29 protein-coding genes and 1 pseudogene are annotated in these 22,625 nt (G+C 47.5%); all 30 read right to left on the bottom strand.

The genetic code is table 11. From position 1 onward, the window contains the following. Positions 1-73: 73 nt before the first annotated feature. The 30 genes and pseudogenes from FND36_02995 to FND36_02850 all read right to left on the bottom strand — a co-directional run bounded on the left by FND36_02995 (position 74) and on the right by FND36_02850 (position 22,598). On the bottom strand, positions 74-307 hold the full coding sequence (locus tag FND36_02995; protein ID QDW73101.1) for a phage holin: 234 nt from the start codon (positions 305-307) through the stop codon (positions 74-76). A 16-nt stretch (positions 308-323) separates the two neighbouring features. Then, complete coding sequence (locus tag FND36_02990; protein ID QDW73100.1) at positions 324-632, bottom strand: hypothetical protein; 309 nt, start codon at positions 630-632, stop codon at positions 324-326. A gap of 14 nt (positions 633-646) precedes the next feature. Beyond that, complete coding sequence (locus FND36_02985) at positions 647-1,339, bottom strand: hypothetical protein (protein QDW73099.1); 693 nt, start codon at positions 1,337-1,339, stop codon at positions 647-649. Positions 1,340-1,699: 360 nt separating this feature from the next. Further along, a complete protein-coding gene (locus FND36_02980; protein QDW73098.1) occupies positions 1,700-2,482 on the bottom strand; it encodes a hypothetical protein in 783 nt (260 codons plus the stop codon). Beyond that, on the bottom strand, positions 2,483-3,469 hold the full coding sequence (locus tag FND36_02975) for a hypothetical protein (protein QDW73097.1): 987 nt from the start codon (positions 3,467-3,469) through the stop codon (positions 2,483-2,485). 2 nt (positions 3,470-3,471) lie between these two features. After that, the gene (locus tag FND36_02970; protein QDW73096.1) at positions 3,472-4,308 is read right to left on the bottom strand and encodes a hypothetical protein; all 837 of its coding nucleotides are present in this window, start codon (positions 4,306-4,308) and stop codon (positions 3,472-3,474) included. Further along, entirely contained in the window at positions 4,305-8,312 is a 4,008-nt protein-coding gene (locus tag FND36_02965) for a phage tail tape measure protein (GenBank protein QDW73095.1), read from the bottom strand. The genes FND36_02970 and FND36_02965 overlap by 4 nt, the downstream gene beginning before the upstream one ends. A 95-nt stretch (positions 8,313-8,407) precedes the next feature. Next, positions 8,408-9,022, bottom strand: coding sequence for a hypothetical protein (locus FND36_02960; protein QDW73094.1), 615 nt, complete (start codon positions 9,020-9,022; stop codon positions 8,408-8,410). Next, complete coding sequence (locus FND36_02955) at positions 9,022-9,396, bottom strand: hypothetical protein (protein ID QDW73093.1); 375 nt, start codon at positions 9,394-9,396, stop codon at positions 9,022-9,024. The genes FND36_02960 and FND36_02955 overlap by 1 nt, the downstream gene beginning before the upstream one ends. Before the next feature lie 67 nt (positions 9,397-9,463). Further along, complete coding sequence (locus FND36_02950; protein ID QDW73092.1) at positions 9,464-9,970, bottom strand: hypothetical protein; 507 nt, start codon at positions 9,968-9,970, stop codon at positions 9,464-9,466. Positions 9,971-9,973: 3 nt separating this feature from the next. Next, on the bottom strand, positions 9,974-10,411 hold the full coding sequence (locus FND36_02945) for a hypothetical protein (GenBank protein QDW73091.1): 438 nt from the start codon (positions 10,409-10,411) through the stop codon (positions 9,974-9,976). Further along, positions 10,408-10,830: a hypothetical protein gene (locus tag FND36_02940; GenBank protein ID QDW73090.1), complete on the bottom strand. Its 423-nt coding sequence runs from the start codon at positions 10,828-10,830 to the stop codon at positions 10,408-10,410. Before FND36_02940 ends, FND36_02945 begins: the two co-directional genes overlap by 4 nt. A 5-nt stretch (positions 10,831-10,835) precedes the next feature. Further along, complete coding sequence (locus FND36_02935) at positions 10,836-11,261, bottom strand: hypothetical protein (protein ID QDW73089.1); 426 nt, start codon at positions 11,259-11,261, stop codon at positions 10,836-10,838. Between the two features lie 2 nt (positions 11,262-11,263). After that, complete coding sequence (locus FND36_02930; protein QDW73088.1) at positions 11,264-11,662, bottom strand: hypothetical protein; 399 nt, start codon at positions 11,660-11,662, stop codon at positions 11,264-11,266. A gap of 15 nt (positions 11,663-11,677) precedes the next feature. Then, positions 11,678-11,926 carry a hypothetical protein gene (locus FND36_02925; GenBank protein ID QDW73087.1) on the bottom strand — a complete coding sequence of 83 codons (249 nt, stop codon included), beginning with the start codon at positions 11,924-11,926 and terminating at the stop codon, positions 11,678-11,680. Positions 11,927-11,941: 15 nt separating this feature from the next. Then, positions 11,942-13,129 (bottom strand): phage major capsid protein, encoded by a 1,188-nt coding sequence (locus FND36_02920; GenBank protein QDW73086.1) that lies wholly within the window; start codon positions 13,127-13,129, stop codon positions 11,942-11,944. 15 nt (positions 13,130-13,144) lie between these two features. Continuing rightward, a complete protein-coding gene (locus FND36_02915) occupies positions 13,145-13,687 on the bottom strand; it encodes a hypothetical protein (protein ID QDW73085.1) in 543 nt (180 codons plus the stop codon). A gap of 169 nt (positions 13,688-13,856) precedes the next feature. Beyond that, positions 13,857-14,036: a hypothetical protein gene (locus FND36_02910; GenBank protein QDW73084.1), complete on the bottom strand. Its 180-nt coding sequence runs from the start codon at positions 14,034-14,036 to the stop codon at positions 13,857-13,859. Between the two features lie 59 nt (positions 14,037-14,095). Next, positions 14,096-14,329: a hypothetical protein gene (locus FND36_02905; GenBank protein QDW73083.1), complete on the bottom strand. Its 234-nt coding sequence runs from the start codon at positions 14,327-14,329 to the stop codon at positions 14,096-14,098. Beyond that, positions 14,326-15,888, bottom strand: a complete 1,563-nt coding sequence (locus FND36_02900) for a minor capsid protein (protein QDW73082.1) — start codon at positions 15,886-15,888, stop codon at positions 14,326-14,328. The genes FND36_02905 and FND36_02900 overlap by 4 nt, the downstream gene beginning before the upstream one ends. A gap of 10 nt (positions 15,889-15,898) precedes the next feature. Continuing rightward, the gene (locus tag FND36_02895) at positions 15,899-17,266 is read right to left on the bottom strand and encodes a phage portal protein (protein ID QDW73081.1); all 1,368 of its coding nucleotides are present in this window, start codon (positions 17,264-17,266) and stop codon (positions 15,899-15,901) included. A 9-nt stretch (positions 17,267-17,275) separates the two neighbouring features. Next, positions 17,276-18,646, bottom strand: coding sequence for a PBSX family phage terminase large subunit (locus FND36_02890; GenBank protein ID QDW73080.1), 1,371 nt, complete (start codon positions 18,644-18,646; stop codon positions 17,276-17,278). After that, positions 18,615-19,352, bottom strand: a complete 738-nt coding sequence (locus FND36_02885) for a terminase (protein ID QDW73079.1) — start codon at positions 19,350-19,352, stop codon at positions 18,615-18,617. Before FND36_02885 ends, FND36_02890 begins: the two co-directional genes overlap by 32 nt. A 148-nt stretch (positions 19,353-19,500) precedes the next feature. Continuing rightward, a complete protein-coding gene (locus tag FND36_02880) occupies positions 19,501-19,935 on the bottom strand; it encodes a sigma-70 family RNA polymerase sigma factor (protein QDW73078.1) in 435 nt (144 codons plus the stop codon). Continuing rightward, positions 19,932-20,177, bottom strand: a complete 246-nt coding sequence (locus FND36_02875; GenBank protein ID QDW73077.1) for a hypothetical protein — start codon at positions 20,175-20,177, stop codon at positions 19,932-19,934. The genes FND36_02880 and FND36_02875 overlap by 4 nt, the downstream gene beginning before the upstream one ends. A gap of 162 nt (positions 20,178-20,339) precedes the next feature. Then, positions 20,340-20,792 carry a DUF551 domain-containing protein gene (locus FND36_02870; GenBank protein QDW73076.1) on the bottom strand — a complete coding sequence of 151 codons (453 nt, stop codon included), beginning with the start codon at positions 20,790-20,792 and terminating at the stop codon, positions 20,340-20,342. Then, positions 20,776-21,057, bottom strand: coding sequence for a hypothetical protein (locus FND36_02865; protein QDW73075.1), 282 nt, complete (start codon positions 21,055-21,057; stop codon positions 20,776-20,778). Before FND36_02865 ends, FND36_02870 begins: the two co-directional genes overlap by 17 nt. Positions 21,058-21,130: 73 nt before the next feature. Continuing rightward, positions 21,131-21,322, bottom strand: a pseudogene (locus tag FND36_02860) (hypothetical protein). Between the two features lie 110 nt (positions 21,323-21,432). Beyond that, positions 21,433-22,149 carry a phosphoadenosine phosphosulfate reductase gene (locus FND36_02855; protein ID QDW73074.1) on the bottom strand — a complete coding sequence of 239 codons (717 nt, stop codon included), beginning with the start codon at positions 22,147-22,149 and terminating at the stop codon, positions 21,433-21,435. Between the two features lie 92 nt (positions 22,150-22,241). After that, positions 22,242-22,598, bottom strand: a complete 357-nt coding sequence (locus FND36_02850; GenBank protein QDW73073.1) for a hypothetical protein — start codon at positions 22,596-22,598, stop codon at positions 22,242-22,244. Positions 22,599-22,625 lie beyond the last annotated feature (27 nt).

The following is a 22,625-nucleotide window of genomic DNA, read 5'->3' as shown; positions in this document are numbered from 1 at the left end:
ATCTCTTCTCCTTTCCCCGGCTTGCGCCGGCGCAAAACAAAAAAAGGGGCAGTCTCCCGCCCCCTGCTAAGTATTATTTATCCGCATTACTATCCCCAACACCAGGCGTGGATGGGTCTACCACGATCCCGGCGATCACCAGCACGGAAAAGACCGCATTGACCACATCAAGCAGTTTATTTCCAAGGTCGCCCAGATCCAGCGTGTACCCGAATACTGCAGCCACCGTCTGGATCACCAGCAGAACCGCCGGGATAATGGCCAGCCAAAACATTTTGTTTTTGATCCTTGTGCTCCAATCAAACATAATAGTACCTCCTTTTTTAAAAACCGATCATTGTAAACACTGCTCCGGCCACCGCTCCGATGGCCAGCGTTAAAATGTACCATTTTACTTTCCGCCAGGTTTCCCCGTCGCGCGCCTCCAGCTCTTCCAGCCGCTCGCCCTGCTCTTTCTGCTCCTTGGCCATCGACTCGATAGACGTGGCCAGGCGCTCCACGGAAGATGTCAGATCATAGATCTTATCCACCTTTTTTTCCGTGTCCGTGATCCTATAGTGGATCCGCTTGTGCTCGTCCTGCATGCGCTTTACGAACTCATCATGTTCCTGCCGGCTTATGTAGTTTTCCATTGGCCCCTCCCTTCTTACTCTGCTACCTCAACATAGATGCCGATCAGGTCCGCCAGGGCATTGTACACCGGGATCTCCGTGTCTCTCGTACACTTATATACCGTCTCGTCCTGGATGTAGTACTTCCCGCTCTCAAGGGCCATATTGCCGCCGTAAGGGATCGGATCTTCCTGTGTGCCGGCGTGCGTCTCATCGATCACAGTGTACAGGCTCTCAGTCCCCTCTCCGGGAATGTACTGTTCCTGGATCAGCAGGCTGTCCTGAATTGTCTTGTACAATACGTCTCCATACAGGAACTTGTACCCAAGTGCTACAGTCTGCCCGATGATCTCTGACCACTGCGGATAGATTGCCTTGACGGTGATCGCCTGCTCGTCCGTCAGCTCCTGGGCCTGAATCTGGGCAACTAGCACCGCCGCTTGAGCCTTTTCCGTCTGTATCTCTGGGGTTCGATCAGGCTTGTACATTACTACGCCATATATCTGTCCCGTGTATTCTTCCGTCCTGTAAAAGGTTGTGTACCCATCCAGAGGTTCTCCGCGCTGACCACGTTCTTCCACGACCATATTTGCGGTTTTTACTTGGTCTTCAAAAATTCCTCTGAGCTGATCCGGCGTTGCAGAGACTGTAAGGATCCTAAGATAATCGCCATGCTGCTGCACCTGCTGGACTTGCAGCTCGGTGGCATCGTTAAAAATAATTTTCATAGAGATCACTCTCCTTTCTTTTCATTAAAATTTTTTTATTTTTTAGCACTAAATGACAAATTGCCGGAGGAAGGAAACGATTACGTTAAGCTTCCTAATGGAACATTAATCCAATGGGGACAGGCAAGTTTTCCAAGTTCTGGTTCCGGCGGAAATGGATATGCCGTGGAAGATTTTACAATCCCATTTGTCGACACGCCGATCGTAACAGCAACATCTATGTATGCAAGCAGTGTTATAACTTTTGATTTGTCTGTCCAGCCAAGAACGTACAATGTTACGATATACGCTCGGACAAACGATGGGAACCCTGTTACCGGCGCAAGCGCTTGCTGGACGGCTATGGGCCGATGGAAATAATCACTCCACCATTAATGTCAAATCCACATAAAACGTTTCTGGAGTGACAGAATCATGTGCAGAAAATGGTATAACAATCCGGTTATTATTGCTGTCGTACGCTCCTCCACCGCACAATGTTGTCGCGTGAAGTGCGTATGCAGATATACCTATTATTGTATATCCATCAGGGATATTTACATTGATAGCAGTGTATGAGTTTTGCCCATTTGATACATTAATTCTGTTCGAATATCTTTGGACAATAATCTTTTCGTCCAATTTGTCATTTAGCTCTTCAAGCTCCGCCTTCACATCTGCACCGGTCAACAATGTTTCAAATAGAGGGGTAACCGATACGACATTAAGCCCATCTAATTCAAGCTCATAGAGCGGCCAGTCTGCGGTCAAATCTCCAGCCCGGATATCCCCTTCTGTGTATGCTGGGGCTACTGGATCGCTTTCTGCCGGCGTCCCCTTTAAATAAAAAGGAGCTGTAGATTCTATTTTAGAAGAATCATCTTTTGCATAACGTACCCCCACAAGATCAATTCTCTTTTCGCCTTGGGTCCCGTTGTCAATCGTAATTTCATCCGACTGGCCCGCTGGAATTACTATCTGTCGTCCCTGCATTATTCCGCAGCCATCATATATCTTTAGCAAATTGTTTGTCACCAACTCGGCCCGGAACTTTTCACCGCCGGGAAGGACATAAGATCCCTCTCCTACAATCCCCCTATTCAGGTCGGCCCAATTTTCTGCGGATATGTGCGGTTCTCCCTTAAATCCTGTTACCAGTTCCATCTAATCATCTCCCTTCAGTTTGTACTCAACCTGGATTTTCCCTTTTTCAATTTTTAGGATTTTTTGTACAATCGGTTTTTGCACCAGGATACCAGTTGTGAAATCCCTTCCAGAAACCGTATCCCCAATTTCCAAATCCACATCCTCTACAGACATTTCAAATTGCTTGTAGTTCATCAGTTCTTGGAGACGTTTTGTCCCATCCTTCCTGAGCTGCTCCACATCCGACTGTGACGTATAAGAGTATAAAGCTACACGTTCTTCCAGACCGGTATAATATTTCGTAGATCCTACACTGCCGTCTGACTGCACATATAAGTGTAATACCGTCCGATCCGTGCCCTCTCCGGTTCCTGCGCAGATTAGATGGTTAATTCCACGCCGGTAGTCCCTGGCATCGTAATTGATCCTATTGTCCCGGTTGTATTCTATGGTTTCTGAGTAATTCTCAGCCTCGACGGCCTGGATTTCCACCCATCCAGCCTCTCCGGCGTCTCCGCTTTTATAGCGTATGTCCAGCCGATAACCGACGCTGGCCAGCATGTCTTCCAGGCCGGACAAAAGAGTGCAAAACCGATCGAACTGAAAATTGGACACCTCAACACCAGTATCCTCTTGCGAAACGACAAATAATCCAGAAAATTCAGGCTCAATCAGACTTTTTAAAACAGTATTAAGCTCTCCAGATACTGTCTTATGGTCTTGCCCGGAGGGCGGCTCGATGATCTTCTTGGTAAGCATTCCCCGCCAGGTATCTCCCGTCAATGTGGCCGTTGCGGTTTTAGTGACTACCTCTATATCCCCGATAATCCCTCCGTACTCTGTTTCTGGTATATATAGCCGGCAGCCATACCCCATTTGTTCTGAGTCCCAAATAGACTGATCAACTTCAAATTCAAAATCGTTGGTATCGCCAAGGTCCATATCAAGAGATATGCTATAGTCAAGAGACCCCACATCTCTGCCATTCGAGTCAGTCATCATCATGGTTACCACTCCGGCTCACTCCTCTCTATATAGATCACAAGGTCAAACCCAAAACTACCATCCCAAGACACGACATTGTATCCGGGTTGAATCAGGGAAAACAACTCGTATTCCTTGGCCCGGTTATTTAATTCGTTGACCCTCTGACCTCCGACTTTTGTTCGTATCGCCGTTCCAGCCAGGGAATCAATTTGTAGGTATTCTCCAGTGTCGAGTTTTGTCTCAATTTCATAGATGTTTCCACCAATCGAGATTCTTGGGTTGGTGCACGGACCATAGACAGTCAGCAAAAAGTTACAAGTGGCATAGTGATCTATCTGGATATTTCCAATCCCTGCCGCGTCTCCCGTAAGATCAAAGGGAACATCAAACAGGAAATCAAGATATTCTCCCATAGGCTCCCCAGAGCTGGGATTAAAGGTATAATTCTGTTCCGTGATCCAAAACGGGCGTTCTGCGACGTAAGTGCCGTCAACATCCAAAAGTTCGATATCATATTCCCATCCTGTCTTTTCAGATGCGATAAAATAGCAGCGCTGATACTGATTTCCTATATACAGCTTGCCAGGCGTTTTGTTTAGCACGTCGTATTCTACGGTTTCAAAAAATCGATTGATGGCCGCTTCATATGATTCGCGGGAATAATTCAAAATACTCAACGTGAAAGGCCTCTCTGTGATCTCCTTCGCAAAACTTGTAATCCGTCCCGACACAGCGGATGATTCAACACTTTCATATTTCCACTCATAGTCAAATAATTCTGCAGTCTGCAAAAGATAGGGAGTCTTCAGCAAGTCCAACTTTACACCACGGTTATTCACATAGTATATGTCTTTCACTGTCCTACAACCTCCCTCACCACGCGCGCAAACTCTCGGTTCTTCGCATAGATTCCCATTCCGTCCATCTCGTTTGCGATAGACGTAGAAACAATCGCCGCAAATTCTCTTGCCAGTTTCTTTATGTCCTCATCGGATAGGGACACGGTAAGATTCTTCTCCCTGTCCTTCCAGGCAAGCGCTTCCCTTGCCCCTACCGCACTCACGATATTATCAGCCACTTTCGCCTGATTCGCGTCCACGGAAAAGTACACATCAGCCATCGCGGCCTCGATATCAAGCCCTTTCAGGTTATCCAGAGCCGCCTGAGAAACATCTTGAGACGCTTTCTCGACCGCACTCTTTTCATCCTCGATTCCGCCGGCAAGGCCTTGGTCAAACCAATGGCCAACCTTTCGCGCCTCCCTTGACGGGGACTTAATACCAAGTTTCCTTTTCGCCGCGTCCAGTGCACTGCTTGCCAGTTCCGCAGCCTTGCTTGCAGCATCGCTGATCCAGTCCCCAATCCCTTTTACAAATCCTGATCCAAAATTTGATCCAGCACTGCTTCCATCTGCGGTATCTGCTCCTGCTTCCGCGCTGTCACCAAGAGCTTCACCTTTCAACCGTGCTTCTCCGCTTTTCCCGCCAACTCCAGAGGCGTACTGAGAACCAAACTTTCCGCCGGCTCCTGTTCCTGTCACAGATCCAGCACCTGCGTTTGCATTGCTTCCAAGGACACTACCCACACCTCTTGCCGCTCCAGACATCCCGGAAACTCCGGAGTTGTACTGGCCGCCAAATTTGCTACCAGTCCCGGTTGGGTCCACAGATCCGGCTCCTGCGTTTGCGGCGTCAGCGTTGGCTTTCCCCGCAGCCTGGGAATTCTCCGTTTGGGAGGACACGCCAATCCCAAACATACTCATTACAGTGGAGCCAATGCCCTGCAGCTTTCCGCCAAGGGCCCCGCCTTCTTCGCCGCCGGAAAACAATGCCAGAAACGCGGAAATGAGTTCCCCACCTTTCGTTAGGACGCCTTCTTTCCCGCTTTCAATTCCCTGCGCAGCTCCTTCCATCGCAAGCCGGAAGATTTCCTCCGTCTTTTTGGATGGAGAGTGCTCATCCAATGCGGTTCTGAGAGTTTCAAGAAACGCTTCCACCCCTTCTTCTGCGGGGTCTTTCAGATCCTCGAACCCCTCCAGGCCTTCCAGGGCGCCGTAGATCGCCTGCGCAAACGCCTCTTGCGTTTCCGCGTCCAGTCCATCAAACTGCTCCAGCATTCCATCCACGGCTCCGCTGGCCTCGGCGGAAAGCTGGCCTCGCATATCACCGGCCACCAATGCGGCCACTGCCTCTGGTGGCACTTTCGCCAACTCCGCGGCCGTCTGAGGAGCGGCCTTCGCAAATTCTTCCAATGCGGCCGTCGTGGCATCTTGCGCCTGGGTTAACATGGCCTGGGTAAATCCAGGTGTTCCCTTTTCCACTTCCTGACGGATCAGGTTCTCCATGTTGGAGACATTGACTACCTGTTGCTGAAGCTCTTCGCTGGTGGCATTGCTGGCCGTTTTAATACCAGCCGTTATCTGGCTGATCGCCGCCTCGATCGCTTCCGCGTTCCCTGTAGCCGCCGCTTCCGCGAGAGCGGTGTACATGTCGATATCATTGGAATACTGCGCCAACAGTTCCGTATTTCCTTCGTAAGCCTTCTTATTTTCTTCGTAGGCTTCTTTGGCTTTCTCAACGTCTTCTTCCTGGCGCTTAATCTTTTCGCCCAAGACACTAACTTGTTTTTTGTTTCCGTCAAGTACCGCCTGATTATATTCTTCCTCTAATTGAGACAGTTCTGCGCTTTCCCGCTTCACATCGTTCTCAGCCTGCTTCATGGCCGTCAGATTAGCGGAGGCTTCCGCCGCAACCTGCATCTGGTTCGCCACAGCCTCCTCATACTTGGCCTGCTGTGCAGACATGACAGCCTCAACCCGTTTCTGCTGGATCAGGCTTTGAATCTCTCCCTGGAGCTCCTGGTAATTGCTGATCACGCCATCGGTCATGGAGATTTCCACGCCAAGGGCGCTGGATAACTGCGAGGTGATGAAAGCAGCTCTGTCCTCTTCTCCAGCCTTTACCCGGCCATTTGCGTCCACGATCGAATTTAGCTCATCGTTTAAGCCTTTCAATCGATCAAGCTGTGCGACATCTCCCGCCGCCTGGGTGTTTTGGGATTCTACCAGTTCCTCATAAGCCTGTTTTCTTTCCTCAGCCGCTTTCCGATTCTCGGTAGCTGCCTCAGCGGATTCCTTCAGCGCCTGGGAGTGTTCCCGTTCTGCCTCAGTCTCACGGGTCACAACATTTTTGATCGCTGTCCCAACTGCAATCAGGGCTGTTGCCCCTGCCACTGCCACCCCGATTGGGTTGGCATTCATCGCCTTATTTAGCGCAGTCTGGGCTTTGGTCCATAATCCTGTTGCTGCGGTTGTGGCAGTGATCTGGCCATTATATACGCCAAGAAGCGTTTGCCTTACAGTCAATCCCCCATTAAGTGTTACCAGTTGTAGGGAATTGGCCTTTTCCATTTTATTCAACGCCGCTGTCGCTGCGGTACTGGCTTTAAGTACAGTGGCCGTCTTCTGGCCTATAGTATTGTATAGTTTGTACCCAGCAACCACTCCCGTTAATACCGGAAGAATCGCGTCAAAATTCTCAGCCGTAAACTTCGCTCCGTCTCCCAGCACTGGAAGAACTGATTTAGCCAGATTGCCTCCTGCATTTGCCACATCTTTCAGCGGAGTCACCAGTCCAGCGGCTGCCTGGCTGGTCCCGGCGATATCGTCAGCAACATCATTCATAACTGCGCCCATTTCAGACGCCACCGTAGTGACCCCGCCCGCATTAAATGCGTCATGCAGACGCTGTACATAGCCAATAGATTCCGTGACCACCTCAGCCATAGGGTCTCGGATCCCGTCATAGAGGCTGATCGCAAAATCATCTACATTGTTTTTCAGGATCTGAAGCTGGCTTTCCAGTGTCTGATATCTCTGTTCTGCCTCATTGGTAAGGGCGTTATTTTCGTCCCATGCTTGAGAGGCAATCCCCAGAGCTTCAGACAGCGTATCTCCGGCCCCCGCCAGACGCAGAAGAGCGTCCCTTTGCCGGATCTCCGTGATCTCCATATCGGACAATGTGGCGATCGCACTCTGGCCCCTGGATTCCATTGTCCCAAGACCTTCTACAAACGCCACAAGTGCCTGGGCGGCGTCTTCTCGGAACGCTTGCTGGAATTCCTCTGCCGACATGCCTGCCACGTTTGCAAACTGCTCCAATGATTCTCCGCCCTGTTCTACGGCCAACTGCATTTTGGTCATTACCGTGGACACCGCAGATCCTCCAGCGTCCGCCTCGATGCCGACGGAAGAGATCGCTCCGGCCAGGCCCAGGATCTGATCTTCTGTCATTCCGACCTGGCTCCCAGCACCGGCAAGCCTTAGTCCCATTTCCGTGATCTCGCTCTCTGTCGTGGCTAGATTATTGCCAAGAGCAACGATCGTAGACCCAAGGCGGCCAAAATTTTCCTGCGGCATTTGCGTGATATTTGCAAGCCTCGCAAGGGATGTCGCCGCTTCTGTCGCTGACATATTTGTGGCCACACCCAGATCAGACATGGTCCGGGTAAAATCCAAGAGATTTTCATTTTTAATACCTAATTGTCCAGCCGCTTCCGCAACTCCAGCAATCTCGGAGGCTGTCTGCGGAATATCCTTCGCCATATCCCTGATTCCTTCCCGGAAGCCAGCCAATTCTTCATCGGTAGCGTCTACCGTCTTCTGAACACCAGCAAAGGCGGATTCAAACTGGATCCCGGTCTGGGCAACATAAGCTCCCAATTGCGCCACTTCAGAGGTGATTTTAGCGATTCCGATAGCGGCAACGCCCTTTTTTACAATGCTCCCAAACTTTGATAGGGCCTGCTCTGCTTTTTGATTATCAAGTTCTGTAGTGATTTTTATTGTTCCGTCGCTTGCCATGCGTCACACTCCTGTCCGTTATGACGCAAAAAGAGCACCGCCTTTCGCGATGCCCTAATTGCTCCATATCCACAGAGGGACGGGAACACACCCCGTCATGCCTTCCTCTGTGCATATCTATCTTCGATATACTTCATCCAACGCTGGTTTCTCTGTTCCAGCGTCATTTTCTTCCCGGAATCCCGGATCTGGAAATGCTTTTTCATCTCATTAATAAATGCCCGATGAGCCTTTGACATTCCTGCTGTGTTCGCTTGTCGGTAATACATAATCTTACTCATCTTCGTTCCGTCTCCCAGCGATTCAAACAATGCCATAAACTTCCACCAGTGCAAGGATTCTATCGTTGTCAAATCCATCCCATACTGCTCCTTAAATGCGGCATAGATGTATGGCGCGTCCTGGGTAAATACCCAAGCCGGCCCTTTCGAGCTGCGGCGCATATACCGCCCCCGGTCTTTCTCTTCTGGGTCTTTATCCTCTCCGCAGCGGTAAAACCACATAGCTCGATCCATTGCCGCCTGTAGGTCAGAGGGGATTGTTGGGTAATACAGCCGGAGGATTTCCTCGTATTTATCAATGTCCGATTTCTCACTTCGGACAATCGCCTCCACCTGGATTCCCACCCGGAAATCCCATCGGATTGGATAATTCTTTCCGCCGATAGTCACACTTTCCGGGAGGGCTTCTGATAACAGGTTAAAATGCATTACGCTTCACCAGCCTCTGGCTTCCCGGACAGTTTTCTTTTCAGTGCATTGCTCTTTTCCCGTACCAGAGGATTAACCTGGGAAGGATACAGTTCCTGCATTTCTTTCAACACATCCAAGCAAGTAAGGAGATCTGTTTTATCCCCAAATACCTCTTTGGCCCCATCTTCGCCAAAGATGTCTGTCACGTAATCGATCACAGCCTGGCATTGCATTCGGATTCCTTCAGATCCCGATATCGATTCATCTCCCGTAGAAGCTTTAAATTTTTCAAGGACTTCGTCAAATCCATCCTCAAATCGCTTCGTTACTTTCGGATTCAGCAGATCTGCCTGTACTTCCTTCCCCTGGAGCTTCACTGTTATCAATTTCATTGTCAATCTCCTCCTTATCATCTACAACATCTGTTTCAGTGATTTGTGGTCCTGCCACAGGCTCAGTTCAAGCCGCCGAGTATGTATATTCTGTTGGATTGGCCCCGATTTTACGAAATTCCACGTCTACCGCGGACGATTCTCCTGCGTTTCCAGACCCGTCAGAATTTACAATGATCGAACACTGTCCCTTTTCTCCTTTTCCTGTTAAGATATTAAAGTATACATAGTTGGTTACCACGCTATTTCCAGTTCCATACTTCATCGCATGGGACAGGATATAGTCCTGTGCCTCGTCCCCAACATACCTGTCACCAGACAAAGTAAAGGTTCTCTGCGTTCCAGTTTTTGTTGTACTCTGCCCAGCGCGGATATACTGCTTATCCTGCGTAACAGGGTTCATCTGCGAATCCAAACCTGAAATGCCCATTTCTACCACAGCAAAATTAGCTTCTGTAGTCGCTTCCGATGCGCCCGGATCTGTGTCAATCGCCAACACGTAATCATCATTTGTCACCCATCCTTCATATTCTGGATCCGGTGTATGCTTTGCCATCAATTCGCTTAATTTCATATCTCACATCTCCTTTTCAAAATAAATAACCCTGCACTGCAGCATGTACTGAGCAAGCATATTTTCCCAGTCTACTGTGGCAAGGTTCGGCATGTTTTGTAAGTTTTCTATTTTCTTTACTTGGCATTTATCGCCAAAATCAGGATAGCTTTTCTTCCGATCCTGCTCATCAATCCAATCCATAAATTCCTGAGCGAAATTCATCGCCCCAATATTCAGATCGTCCGTGCCGTCAGAAAAATACTTCGTGATCACGATCGTAAATCCATACTCTTTCTCAGCCCCAACACGGATATATTTCCGCCGGACTTTTGCGGAGTAATTAGTCAAAAAGGATATATCTCCTTCCTGGTCCGATGAAACATTAAAGTTCAAAAGACGGCCGGCCAGCTCCTCCACTTTCGGCGTCACATAGACCACCATAGCGTCATGCTTTGTCATCGTCCGCGCCCCCTCACATAGTTCTGCACAGCCTGAAGGTAATCATCCATCCTTGCGGTCTTCATGGCCTTATCCCATTCCGATGTAGCCAAGGGATGTCTGGCCCCGCTGTGATTCAGCCTTATCCCCGTGACCACTTTACTCTCCCCTTTCGCTGCCCAAGGGCTGCCAGTGAGCCTCGAAACCATCAGAAATCCTTCATACTGGAAACGGGCATAAGGAGATAGATAGTGCACAACTCCGTGGTCGCCTTCCACGTAGGTCCTTACATTTCGGGACAACACCATGTTTCTGGCCGGGACGTATGGCTGCATTAGCCGTCTTGCCTCCTGGGCCATAAAGAGCAGGGTCCGGTTCCCGCCTGTCGCCCCATTGACGATCGTTGGGATTGGCTTATTCCATTTCACTTCTGTTTTCATACTATCTATCCACCTACCCTATAATGCTTAGCCATCTTGTGGGACGTATTATCAGAGACTGCTGTCACCACAAAGGCGTCTGGTTTATATCGCTTCAGGAGTTCCGTTGCTGTATACGGCGACTTTCCGGTAATCTCTTCCTGGCACTCTCCTTTTACCACGATATCCCCAAGGCTTGCCGTAAAAAGACCTGACCGGTCTTCTTGCTCCGCCCACTCGTGATAGGGACGATAGTTTTCTGATTCCGGGATTCTGGCCGTATATACATTGGCCATCTTCGCAGTCTTATCAGATTCCACACGCCCTATCACATTTTTATAATAGCAATCATGCAGGACCGTCCTTTGCCAAGTGTCTTTCATGCTGTCCGGATTATCATTGGCTTGTAGACGGTTGTAGATCGTGATCGTGTGGATGTAATTTGGATTCATTTTTAATCAACCCCTCTGTAGAGCAGCCCTGTACCGCTCAAATAGAAGGATACAAGACTACTAATCTTAGTCTGCCTTGCCGCTAAAGAAGAGTAATCCGACTGCGAAAGATCATAGGACCCACTATCTCCATCATTACTATAAGATACCAGTTGTCCCCCACCATTCGCGAAATTGTCTTTGTCCAGACTGTTTGCCTCCCACAAAAACTCCGTCACGGCACAGATACAGTTCTTCACGTCATCTGTAAGTAACGTCTGATCAGCTACGATGCGCCCATAGGTTCGGTTATTGACTTCCTTCTCGGCAAGACGTTCGAAGAATGGAAAATCAGTTTCTGTAATCTCTGGATCTCTGCCAAGGAGGTAATCGGTAACATAATATTGATAATCCGCATACATATAATACTTTACCCCTTATGATGATTTCATAATCCCGGCTGCTTTTAAGGAATCAAGCAGGGATTTAAACTCTGCTTTTGATACCTGATCGCCAACAGCTTCAGGAACCAGTTCCGCTTGCGACATTTTGGAAGCTCCAGATTCCTCGTAAGCTTCTGGGATTTCTTCAATCACTTCTGGGATTTTATCCCCAGAAATATCGGATATCTGGCCGCTGCCTTTAATTGCAACGGCCAGTTTTTTTAAAGCTTCAATCGTTCCCATGCGTTAAGCCCCCTTTCACGCCTGTTCAGCCAACTTTACGGTAAGCGGTACTGCTGCATTGTCAACAGTCACAGTCTGGGTAGAGGACACATAGCCTTTCGCGGAAACTTTAGCTTTGTAAAATCCTTTGCGCAGGTTAAATACAGCCTGACCAGAATCGTCTGTAGTTAAAATTGCTCCATCTACGCTTACCCGTGCGCCCTGAATCGCTGTAGATTCGCTATCCTGCACAGTAAAAGTAACTGTCTGAGTTGTTACAGGCGTTCCAGGTTCAATGTACGCAAATGGACAACCGGTTCTGTCTTCGTTCATTCGCGTAGCAGGATTCGGAAGCGCCCAGCCCATACGAAAGACTACACGCAATGCGATCATGTCCTGCTGTGCCAGGTTGTAGACGATTTCTTTCGTTTCTGGATCCTGGATAACGCCCTGATCCAAAATCTTAACTGTGATATCCTGACGAATAGAATACACCGCCTGGGAGAAATCCCCTACTACAAGCTGTGCGATATTCGAGAAGAAACCTCCATTTTCTGGGAAAGCCATTTCAGCACCATCCAAGGTATATCTTGCGGACTCCTGCATAGTTCTCATGAAAATCGGAACTCCATTTGCGTCTCTCAAGCCACGGAGCTTGGACTTGAAATTCATAGCCGCAATAGCGCCATTTACGCCGTATCCATCATTTTCAACCTTCGCAAAAACGCCATCTTCCCCAAGGATCAGATCATACCAGTCTTTTCCCTCTGCCGGCGCAACATTGTTCCCCGCCTGTCTTGCACGAGTGATAATATCTGCATCCCATTCTGCTGGTCTGTTGTCACCAAAAATAACGGCTCCATCGACTCGCTGTCCAATGGCTTCATTTACTCTAGGGGTAATTTCACCCATGATGTCGATTTCCGCGTCATCAAAAACTGATTCCGGGATAGGTACAATCACAGCCAACTCTGCAGCGGTCAAAAACACATTGTCCCAAGCCTGCCTGGTGGTCTGTTTCATTCCGGTATCCCCATTGACCCAATAAGCGGTCGGGAGGAAATCAAGTACCCTGATTCGAGTCTGTTTGCTGGTCATATTAGGGAGCTTCCTGGCCATCCCTAAAAATGTAGACTGCTTTGGCGCGTCCTGGAACACTGTAGATACAACTTGTTCGCGGATGAGAGCTTCCACATCCGCCCGATTTACAATATTTACTGCCATAATTTACATTCCTTTCTATTCTGATCTTCCAAACAGGCTTCTCAGTGCTTCATTAGCCTGTTCTTTTTTGGTCTGCGCAGTTTGATCAATTCCAGATGTCGTGGAGACTACCCTAGGCACCGGCTTGTCGCTTGCAAATAGATAGTCGTTTTCTTTCTTGACGACTTCTAAAGCTGCTTCGATATCTGCCGTCTGGTTCTTGCTCTTTTTCAGCGTCTCCAAATCCAACAGAGCCATGACTGCCGTACTGTTCTTTGCTCCTGATTTCCGGACAGCTTCTTTCAGGCAATCATTAAAGGCATAATCAGACTTGATTCTCTCAATCTCTGCGTCTTTTCCAGATAATTTCGTCTGCAGGTCTTTCACGCTCTGTTGCAATCCAGCAGCGTCAATTCCTTCCATAGCTTTCAGAGAGGCCTGTGCTGTCTCCAATTGGGATTTATAGGTGTCTCGCTCGGCGGTAATGGAATTAATTTCTTTCCCCACTTCCGCCATCACAAAATCAATCTGCTCCTGCGTCATACCTTTTTCTTTCAAGGTTTCTGTCTTTAAAATCATCGTTATCCTTTCTCTCTGCATTCGGTTATTTTCGGTGTGTAACCATCCACCCACAGAGTCGCTATTTCCGGCATAGCTGCCAATTTGTCCAGTTTAGAGCCATATGGCAGGGCATAAAAATAAGACGCATAACCCTGCGCCTTAAGGGAGATATCGGATCACCGCCTCTCTATTCATCTGTTACAATTTTTATCAATTCACCCACAACCCTTAATACCTCCTTTAATTTTTGGTTTTCCTTAGCTACCTCACAGCGTCCGAGATTTTTTGCTTCATCAAGCATGCACTCTAATTCATATTTCGTAAGAGTAACTTCCGTTTCTTTCCCGCAATATGTCTTTTCGATCATCCTTAATCACCTCCTAAAAAGAGTATAAAAATACCACCCAATCCAAAGAATGAGCGGTATTAGTATTTCAAACCCTCCGGGATTTTCCCACCTGTTTTAAATCCTTCTGGAACTTCCATCCGTGATATGTGATATCCTCTCATACAGTCGTTGCACCAGATTGTCATATGCCCCAATCTCTTTTCCGGTATGACTATCGTGCAACTATAGTCTGTATCTTCACTTCCGCAATGTGGACATTTCCCCGGCTTTTTTTCTTTTACAATATTGTCTAAATTTTCTAACCACTTCATGGCTGCACCCTCTTTCTGACTATATTATACCAGAAATCTTCGAACTTGTATGCAACTTCCTCCATCTTATTGATATGCTCCTGCGTATATTTCTTGCCATATTTTCTAAGCTGCAGCACATGACATCGCTCATGTATCAGTGTCCTGATCAGCGCTTCCTCATTTTTGAAAGAATTGGGAAACAAGTCAATCCTTCCGATATTATCATAATCAGCACATCCCATCATCGGACGCCGCAAGTGTTCCTCGTCTCTTTGTATTTTTATCTGCAAATCGGATATAGTTATTCCATATTTCTTAGCAATACGGTCAACGGTTCTTTTTTGCATAGGAACTTCAAGTACAGAAAAAGCCCCCGTATTTTTCTCTCTGCGTTTTGGCCTTGGAATCGTTCCGCTCCTTCCTACCTTTCCAAGCCCATCCATATACACCCTTTCCATCTGCTGTGGTAGGTTCATGGCCTTGGAGAATGATACATAGTCATTCATCGTGTACCTATATCTGGCCTGTGCCGCCAGAATATCAAGGGAGCTTCCACCTCCTTCTTTCAACAGCATAATGTCCTGGCGTTGCTTTCGCATTAGGAGCTCCATCTTTCTCTGCTTCTGAAGGGCCGTGTAAGTGGTATATTCCTTTCCCTGGTAAGATTTTGGGCGATTCTCTTCCCGGATCATTGCGTCCAGTTCTTTATCTGTATAATTTCTGGCCGATACGCCACGGATGAAGGGCTCATACCAGTGATAGCAGTTGATCCCGCACAATCCTGTGACAGTGCCAAGTCCACAAGTATAGATCAGCTCTTGGTAGCTGTACACCCTTCCCTGCCACCATTGATGGGTTGGCCTGGCGCCCATGTGGTAGGACACCTCATAATTATCTGTCCCCAACTCTGCGGCTACCTGCTCATTCATATAGCCAGTAATCTGGGAAAATCCTGTCATGAGGGCCGTCCTGGAAGCGGATTCTATCCGATAGGATCTCCCAGAGGCATAATCAATAGTCCTAAGGCCGCTCATAGTCATCTGCTTAACCACTCTGTTCAGTGCAGAGTTGTAATCAAAAGCCCCTGTTGCTATCCCAAGAATGGCATTGTCCAATGTCTGCTGGTAATATTCAGCCACCGGAAGAAACTCCGTTTTCCCGCCCTTCTTGACAGAAAAACCCATGCTCTGAGAGATATTCTTGAATGTTTCATCCGTCTGGGCAAGCGCAGAGGAAATCACCGTCTGAATTGCCACGTGATCTCCAAAGGGTTTTTGAGATATTCCAGTGGATTCATAGATGCCATTAAACTTCTCATATTGATTTTCGACGACATTATTAAAAATCCGCTCCATTTCATCGTTGGACACTTTGAGATATGTCTGGATCTGCTCCTGTATATAGGCATCTGATAGATCAAGTTGCCGCAGGCGGTTGATCTGATACTCTGCCGTAGATGTCATTCCGGCATTGGCTTTGATCCTGCGGACGATATCCAGCATGATGTCTCGCTCCAACTTTGCCGCAGCCTGCTCCATTGTAATGGTCAGCGCCTCGATCTCTCCTTGGCTCATCATTCGATATCACCTACTCTTCAATCAGATCGGCCGGTTGCGCCACCATTCGTTTGGCAGTCTCATCGTCTTCATCATAGTGCTTTGCTCGGTATTCCCATAACTGCATTGCCCCCATTGCAACATCCGCTCGATCTGTTTGGCGTTCTTTCTCTGTATCCACCACAAGAGAATCATCCCATTTGTAGGATGTGTGATAGTTCCCGAATGGCGCCAAGTTATATATTGTAGCCCAGAAATCAATGGCTGTGATATAATCGTCCAGAGCGTCCTGTAACGCACTCTGACAGGATTCCACGAAGGAATAGGATCTTTGCTTGCTGGCCCGTATCTCTTCCGCTGTTTTGTCCGTATTGTTTGGATCTGACAATGTCCCATAAGCCAGATTACACGCAAACTCTACTCGCCTCAACTGCTGGTTCAGTCCATTAAACAGGGACTGATCGCGAATATCTGGAGAAAACACATCTAACAGCGGTTTATCTACAGCTCCAGAGTTATAATCCAGCTCACGATATAACCGTTTCTTTCCATCTGGATACTCAAGTTCTTGGGTTTGGGGATTTCTGGATAGCAGGCTCTCCGCTATGTGTACCGCGACCTCTTTCCCTTTGTATTCCCAGCTAATCTGAGAATATCTTTCATCGGCCTCTTTAATGAGACCAACCCCTCGACTATAGCAGGACACCCCCAGGGGGCTGGTATTGTCTTCCTGATTCGCCATCGGGACCTTAAAATATCCAACCGGCAGTTTCTGAACATTTTCAAATATCATCTGGCTCTCAAGCCCGCCCCATTTGGGTACGATATGAAGTGGTATCTCCGATCCTAAAACTCCATCTGTCATAGATACAAAAGCCCTATTCCTGATCGTCAGAAATCCTCCATCAAGCTTATGATATTCAATCCTTGTATAGATGGAATTCCCATCTCGAAACTGGTCCAGAAAGACGCAGCGTGTTATATTGTCATCGTCATCAAAGGAAAGAGGAAAAAAACTGTCTGCCTGTATAAATTCTGTACACATCCCAGAGTCTGTCACATATGGCTTTAGGATAAGACCTCCTTTTGCACAGGCAAATTCTACATAGATCCTCAATTTTTTAACTGTCTTTTGGTAGACTTTATCTATATACGCCGCTCTTGCGCTTCCCTCCACTTTAGTGTCCATCTCAAGGGTCACAAGCCTTGCAATCTCTCCAGCAATAGAGGCGGGGAGATTCAAACTTTTTACCGTATCACTGAGCCAAGGTTCCTTATCTTGGAAAAGCATAGACCATAGCTCGATACGCTTAGCCATGATATCTGACATCACAAAAGATATCTGCTCTTCAGTTTTTAGGATCTTTGCGATCGCCTCATACATTTTCGTATATCTCATTTGCCTCACCTATCCATATTTGATGAGCTGGCTGATCCGCCGCTCAAATGTATACTCAAAACTGTCCAGGCTGTCTATATCGCTCGTTCCATCATCCAACCTGACATTTTTCGTAATCTCATCTGGATCCCATACAGCCGTGCACAGCGCTGTTTCCAGACTGTTGCATTGATTTTCCACATAGAAAAATCTTCTCTGCGCCATTAAGATAGCAAGTGCATTTATCCGGTCATTGATCTCCGTCTTGAGCGCATTTTCCACCCTGATCCATCCCAATCCGTGCTTTCTAAGACTGCTTCGGATCCCGGCGATCAACGTCTGCTCCGCAGAATCCGCGTATACGGTTGTAACAAAGCCGTATATGCTTAATATCCGCTGCGCAAAATCACAAAACATATTACCCAACAGTTCTGGATCAATCTCTATCTGATTACCGCTTTTATCCTTACAGGGGATCATCTCAGTCGCTAAAGCAACAACAAATCTATACCCTCTGGTAATAGCGGTCGCGGAAAAAGAATGGCCGGAAGCCGAGCCGCCAAAGTCTATCCCAAGGATAATCTCCATGATATCTTTGGGCTTATCCGCCAGACGGAATGTATATTGCTGGGTGCTAACGTCATCCGCAAATCTACGGTAGATAAGGCCACTCGCCACAACACGCATACCCTTGATATCCCGCATATACCAGATACTGTTTTTGTCATATCTGCTCTCTATCCGCTTCAGGCGCTCAGCAGTGATAGTTTTATTATCATAGATCGTACAGTGCATATAGTTGTAGCCCCCAGGGAAGTTGCCCGCGGCGGCCATATCCCTGTACTTGTCTATGTAATCTGTGTATATTGGATGTTTCGGGTTATCAGGATTTAGGTCCCAAAATATCTTTAATCGCCGTGCCGCCAGCAGACGATTATTGGCCTCCTTGATCGTTTTATCATGATGGAGGCTTATTTCAGTAGCGATCCACATACCATAAGAGTTTCCTCGGATACGTTTATAGCTGTCTTCTTTTGCCCCGCCCGCAAATATGATAATCCTCTGTCGCCATCCGGTATCAGGCCCTCTCACAAACAGAGCCTCATTATCCTTAAATTTCCCCCAGTGGCATTGTCCCCTGAATATATTCTCCAGACCAAGTCCATTACAGACACCAATGTTTAGCTTGGCATTTCCAACTGTGGATCCTGTCGCAAGGTGGATTCTGTCAGGTGTCGTTTTCAATTCTTGAGCAAATGCAAAAACATTGTCTACCGTCTTCCCAGCCCGGACAGCTCCTTCCGCCACATTGAATTCGCAATCACGACAGGCCCGGATATAATCTTTATGCTTTTCAGAAAACACATAATTAAGCGTTTTCTTTTTCCTGATCTGCTTCATAGATCTCCGCCTCGATTTCCGACATATCTTCTACTTCAAGCCCCTCTCCCGTGATTTTCTGTGTTTGGGCTTTTAACTGTGCGATTCTGGCTTTCTGCTCTTTTGTCGCCAATTTCCAGTTCTTATGCAGCAACTCTTCGTACTGCCGGATCATGCTGGTCAACTCTCTCTGGGCCTTGGCCTGCGCCTGCAGGAAGGAAGCCTGCTTGTCCCAAGCCTGCTGTACCTCCCATCGCTCCCCGATCACATTACCGTCTTTTTCTTCGACCTTCTCAATAGTCTTGTCCTTCCGGTCCCGGACGTGCATGATCTGCTGTGCCCGGATAATGGCCGTATAAGCAAGCTTGATCTGATCCCACAGAAGATCAAGCGGATCAGCGGAATCCAGGGAATAAAAAAGCTCCCTGGTATCTTCTGGAAGATACCGGGAGAATAGCCCGTGCTTCGTGGCGTTCTGATTCCCCTGCGGTGCGCCGTGGCCGACAGCGTTCTTGTTACCTGGCTGCCCGCCGCGTTTCCGTTTGGTAACGTTACCTTTCGCCAGTTTGGTAACGTTACCATTCCATTTATCTTGGTTTTTCCACTTGCGGATCTGGGTTTCTGACACCCCCATCTCCGCAGCTATGTCCTTCAGTTTCTTTTGTCCGTTTGATGAAAGCCATATCCGCATAGCCTCATCCCGTTTCGGACTTCTTGCTCTTGGCACGTCACCACCTTCATTCTGGGCTGATTTATACAACGAAAAAGACGCCCTAACTGGTAGGCGTCTTTTACCGTGTATGTCTATATGTCATTAGAGAGAAAAAAGGAGGGTTCTCTACGTCATCCACTTTTCTCAGTATAAGTATAGCACACTAAAAGTGTGAATGCTGTGAATCTTTTAGGCAGCCACTTATCTTTTTGGATATTCCGCTTCTTTCAAGGTTCAATATCTCTCCAACTTCTCCCTGGCTCATCCCTTCCAGGTAGACCATCTCTAGGATCTGCCTCTCAATCCCCTCCGGCAGGCTCTCGATGAAGCCCTCTACCTCCAAAACCTCACACATAACCGTCTGCCTCCTGGATTCCTTGACCCTGATCTTGTCCTTAATCTTCGCGGCGGCCTTCGGCTCTGCCATCCTGACAGTAACATACTCCTCTATGTACGGCCAGTCATCCGAGGATTTTGATACCTTCCCGGATACTTCCTCGACTTCCTCCAGTCGTCCGTACAGTCGATTCAGTTGCCGATCAAGTAATGCCAACTCTTTTTTGTTTGGCTTGTACCTGTTCAATATCGCTCTATTCATCGCTTCATCTCTCCTTTCACCCGCTTTTGGATCTCACGGATGATAGATTCCCCATCTAGATTGGAGTACATCCCTATATCCCGCCGGAAAAACCTCTCGCACTCTTCTTTCCCGGATTGCGCCGCTACGTCTTCTGGATGATGGTACAGCCGCCGCAGCGCCCTCCGGTAGTCCTGGGCCGCCTGCTCTACCACCTTGGCCGCACATAAGGCATATCCCTCTGGGCTCCAATCAGTCCCCATGCTTACCAACCTCCCCTATCCCGTATTTCTCCGCTATGTACTCAGCCACTCCGTATCTCTCCAGCACACTATCCGCCAGGAGGTCCGCCGGCACCGGGTCAGAACCTTTCAGCTCGCCGGATTGAATCTCAACCAGCAGGCGGTCAATCAGATCACGGACCGTCATGGCCGATTCCTTTCCGGGCGGTATGGCTCTGGAAGAGGGCGCCATGCGATCAGTCTGCCAATATACGGGCATGATTCATGTACATACCAGCGCTTTTTATTAAAATCATAAAATCCTATACATCTACTATGCGAATCAGAAAAACTAACCAGCACATCTTCGCTCAGTCCATCCTCATTCGTTTCCGGCAACCGTTCCTCCACCGGAATCCATCCGTCATTATCTCGTGACAATCTCGTGATTTCAGAGTCGTTTTCACGAGATAGGTGCTTGTGGATGATATCCTGACACTCTTTATATGCCTCAATAAACGCTTCAGCCGTATCATTTGCTATTTCGTCCAATTTGTCACTCGGATGATCAACAATGATTTTCTCAGCCTTTTCAATCCTTTGATCTATCTCTTCCAGAATCTTCTCTAATTCCTGCATGTCAGTCCTCCTCATCATAGATATGTACACCAATCACGTCTCCCAGAGCGTCAAGTCCTTTTCTGGTCAAATAAAACACTGTCCTTTGTTTTTCATCTACACTTTCATGCTTTGAAAACCCCTTTCCAACTAATCCATTCCAAACCTCATCGTAGACATATGTTGCATAGCGGTTTCTGTACGGTTTGTAAAATTCCTTTCCATGTCTTTTGTATGGTTTTTTATAATCCAACCCTATACAGTGCTTCATTTCATTTATTTCTTTTGATGTTAATTCCTGCATGTCATTCTCCCCGCTCTCCCAGAAGTCCCATAAGCCTATCAAACTCATCATCTGGAAGGCTCTCGCAGTCTTCTTCATCGTCAACAATGTCATTTGCATAGATATCAAAGTACTCCATATCACCGCATTTTACTCGGTTCGCCGACTCAATAATGATATCTCCCTCTCCCTGATCTACCCCTGTGTCACTACTTAAGCGTACCGGCAGATCATCTGGTACGCCCTTCAGCGCTTCCCTTAATTCTTTTACTGTTAATTCTTTCATCGTCATTCATCCCTTCGTTTGTTCTGCAACATCGCCCCGTACCCCGCTTATGCAGTGGTCTCTCCACACCGCTAGTTACTGTGACCACACCTTCAGTCACGCCCTAAATATCAGTTTAATGCTAAATAGCACATAATTCCGCACTCCTGCATAATCTCATCTTCTATTCGCCCTCGTTCCGGGGAAAGTTCATCCAGGAAGACACCTCTAATGCATGAGTGCCCTACTTCTCTTTCCAATTTCGCCATCCGGTCAAACACTTCCGGGAAGTCTTGCCTGATCTTGTTCCAGTAACCCATTCCACCCTTGACGCATCCAATACAATTATTGTTCTGGTACCCAAGATCGTACATAACCGGCCTCTTGATTCCCAGCCTGTCCAGAATCGCATGTGCGTCTTGTTTGGTCAGATTTCTCTCTATCAACGGGTATTCATGCTCAAACTCTGACATAGATTCATTCAGGCGTTCTGCACGGCCCTTTTCTCCGACATCAAATCCCCAGACATATATAATCTCATAATCCTTATGTGCATCTTCCCATTCTTTTCGCACACGCTTTTTCAGGATTTGTGTGCATTTCGCGCCGTAGGCACCGTTAATATATCGAAATTGTTTAATCACATTCTCTACACTTCGATATGGAGATCTGAGTATTTTTATCGGTCTTTCCAAAGCTTTTTCACAGTCCTTAATAAACCTCATGCTATCCGGGTGTTGATTATCAATGTCAATGTAGATATATTCATCCACTTCTTTTGCCAAATACCCTGCCACAAACGATGACACCCCCGCTGATAGCCAACACACTTTTAGTTTTTTTCTCACATCAACCTTGTCCCTCCGTTAAATCAAAATTTAGTTGCAATTAGTTGCAATCATTTGCAATTAGTCGCTATTAGTTGCAATACTCCGCACTCCTAAAATAATGACATTTGTTCTCGATCGTATTTCGTCCGCTTCGTTGTGATTTTTTCTGGATTGTCAATCCGTTTCACCCGTTCCCGCTGCTTCAGGTTTGCCATGTAGTAATCATTTACTTCCGGCGGGGTTGGTAGATACATCTCTTCCGGTATTGGTAATTTGTTCACCTCGCAGATTTCTAATATTTGGTTCTTTGCGTATATAATATGGTTCCGCGTCAAATTCATATTGGTTCCATCCGGCCAGAAAGGATCATTGCACCCATTCTTGTTGATATATTCCCAGCATTCGATTTCCTTACGGATATAGGCGCGCAATCCTTCTAGTTCCTGTTCTGGTGATTTCTTTTTCATGATTGTCCTCCTTCTAATACATATTTT

The organism is Lachnospiraceae bacterium KGMB03038 (genome assembly GCA_007361935.1).
Taxonomy (GTDB): domain Bacteria; phylum Bacillota; class Clostridia; order Lachnospirales; family Lachnospiraceae; genus Massilistercora.
The sequence above is the reverse complement of the archived record's forward strand: the minus strand, read 5'-3'. Positions and strand labels throughout refer to the sequence as shown.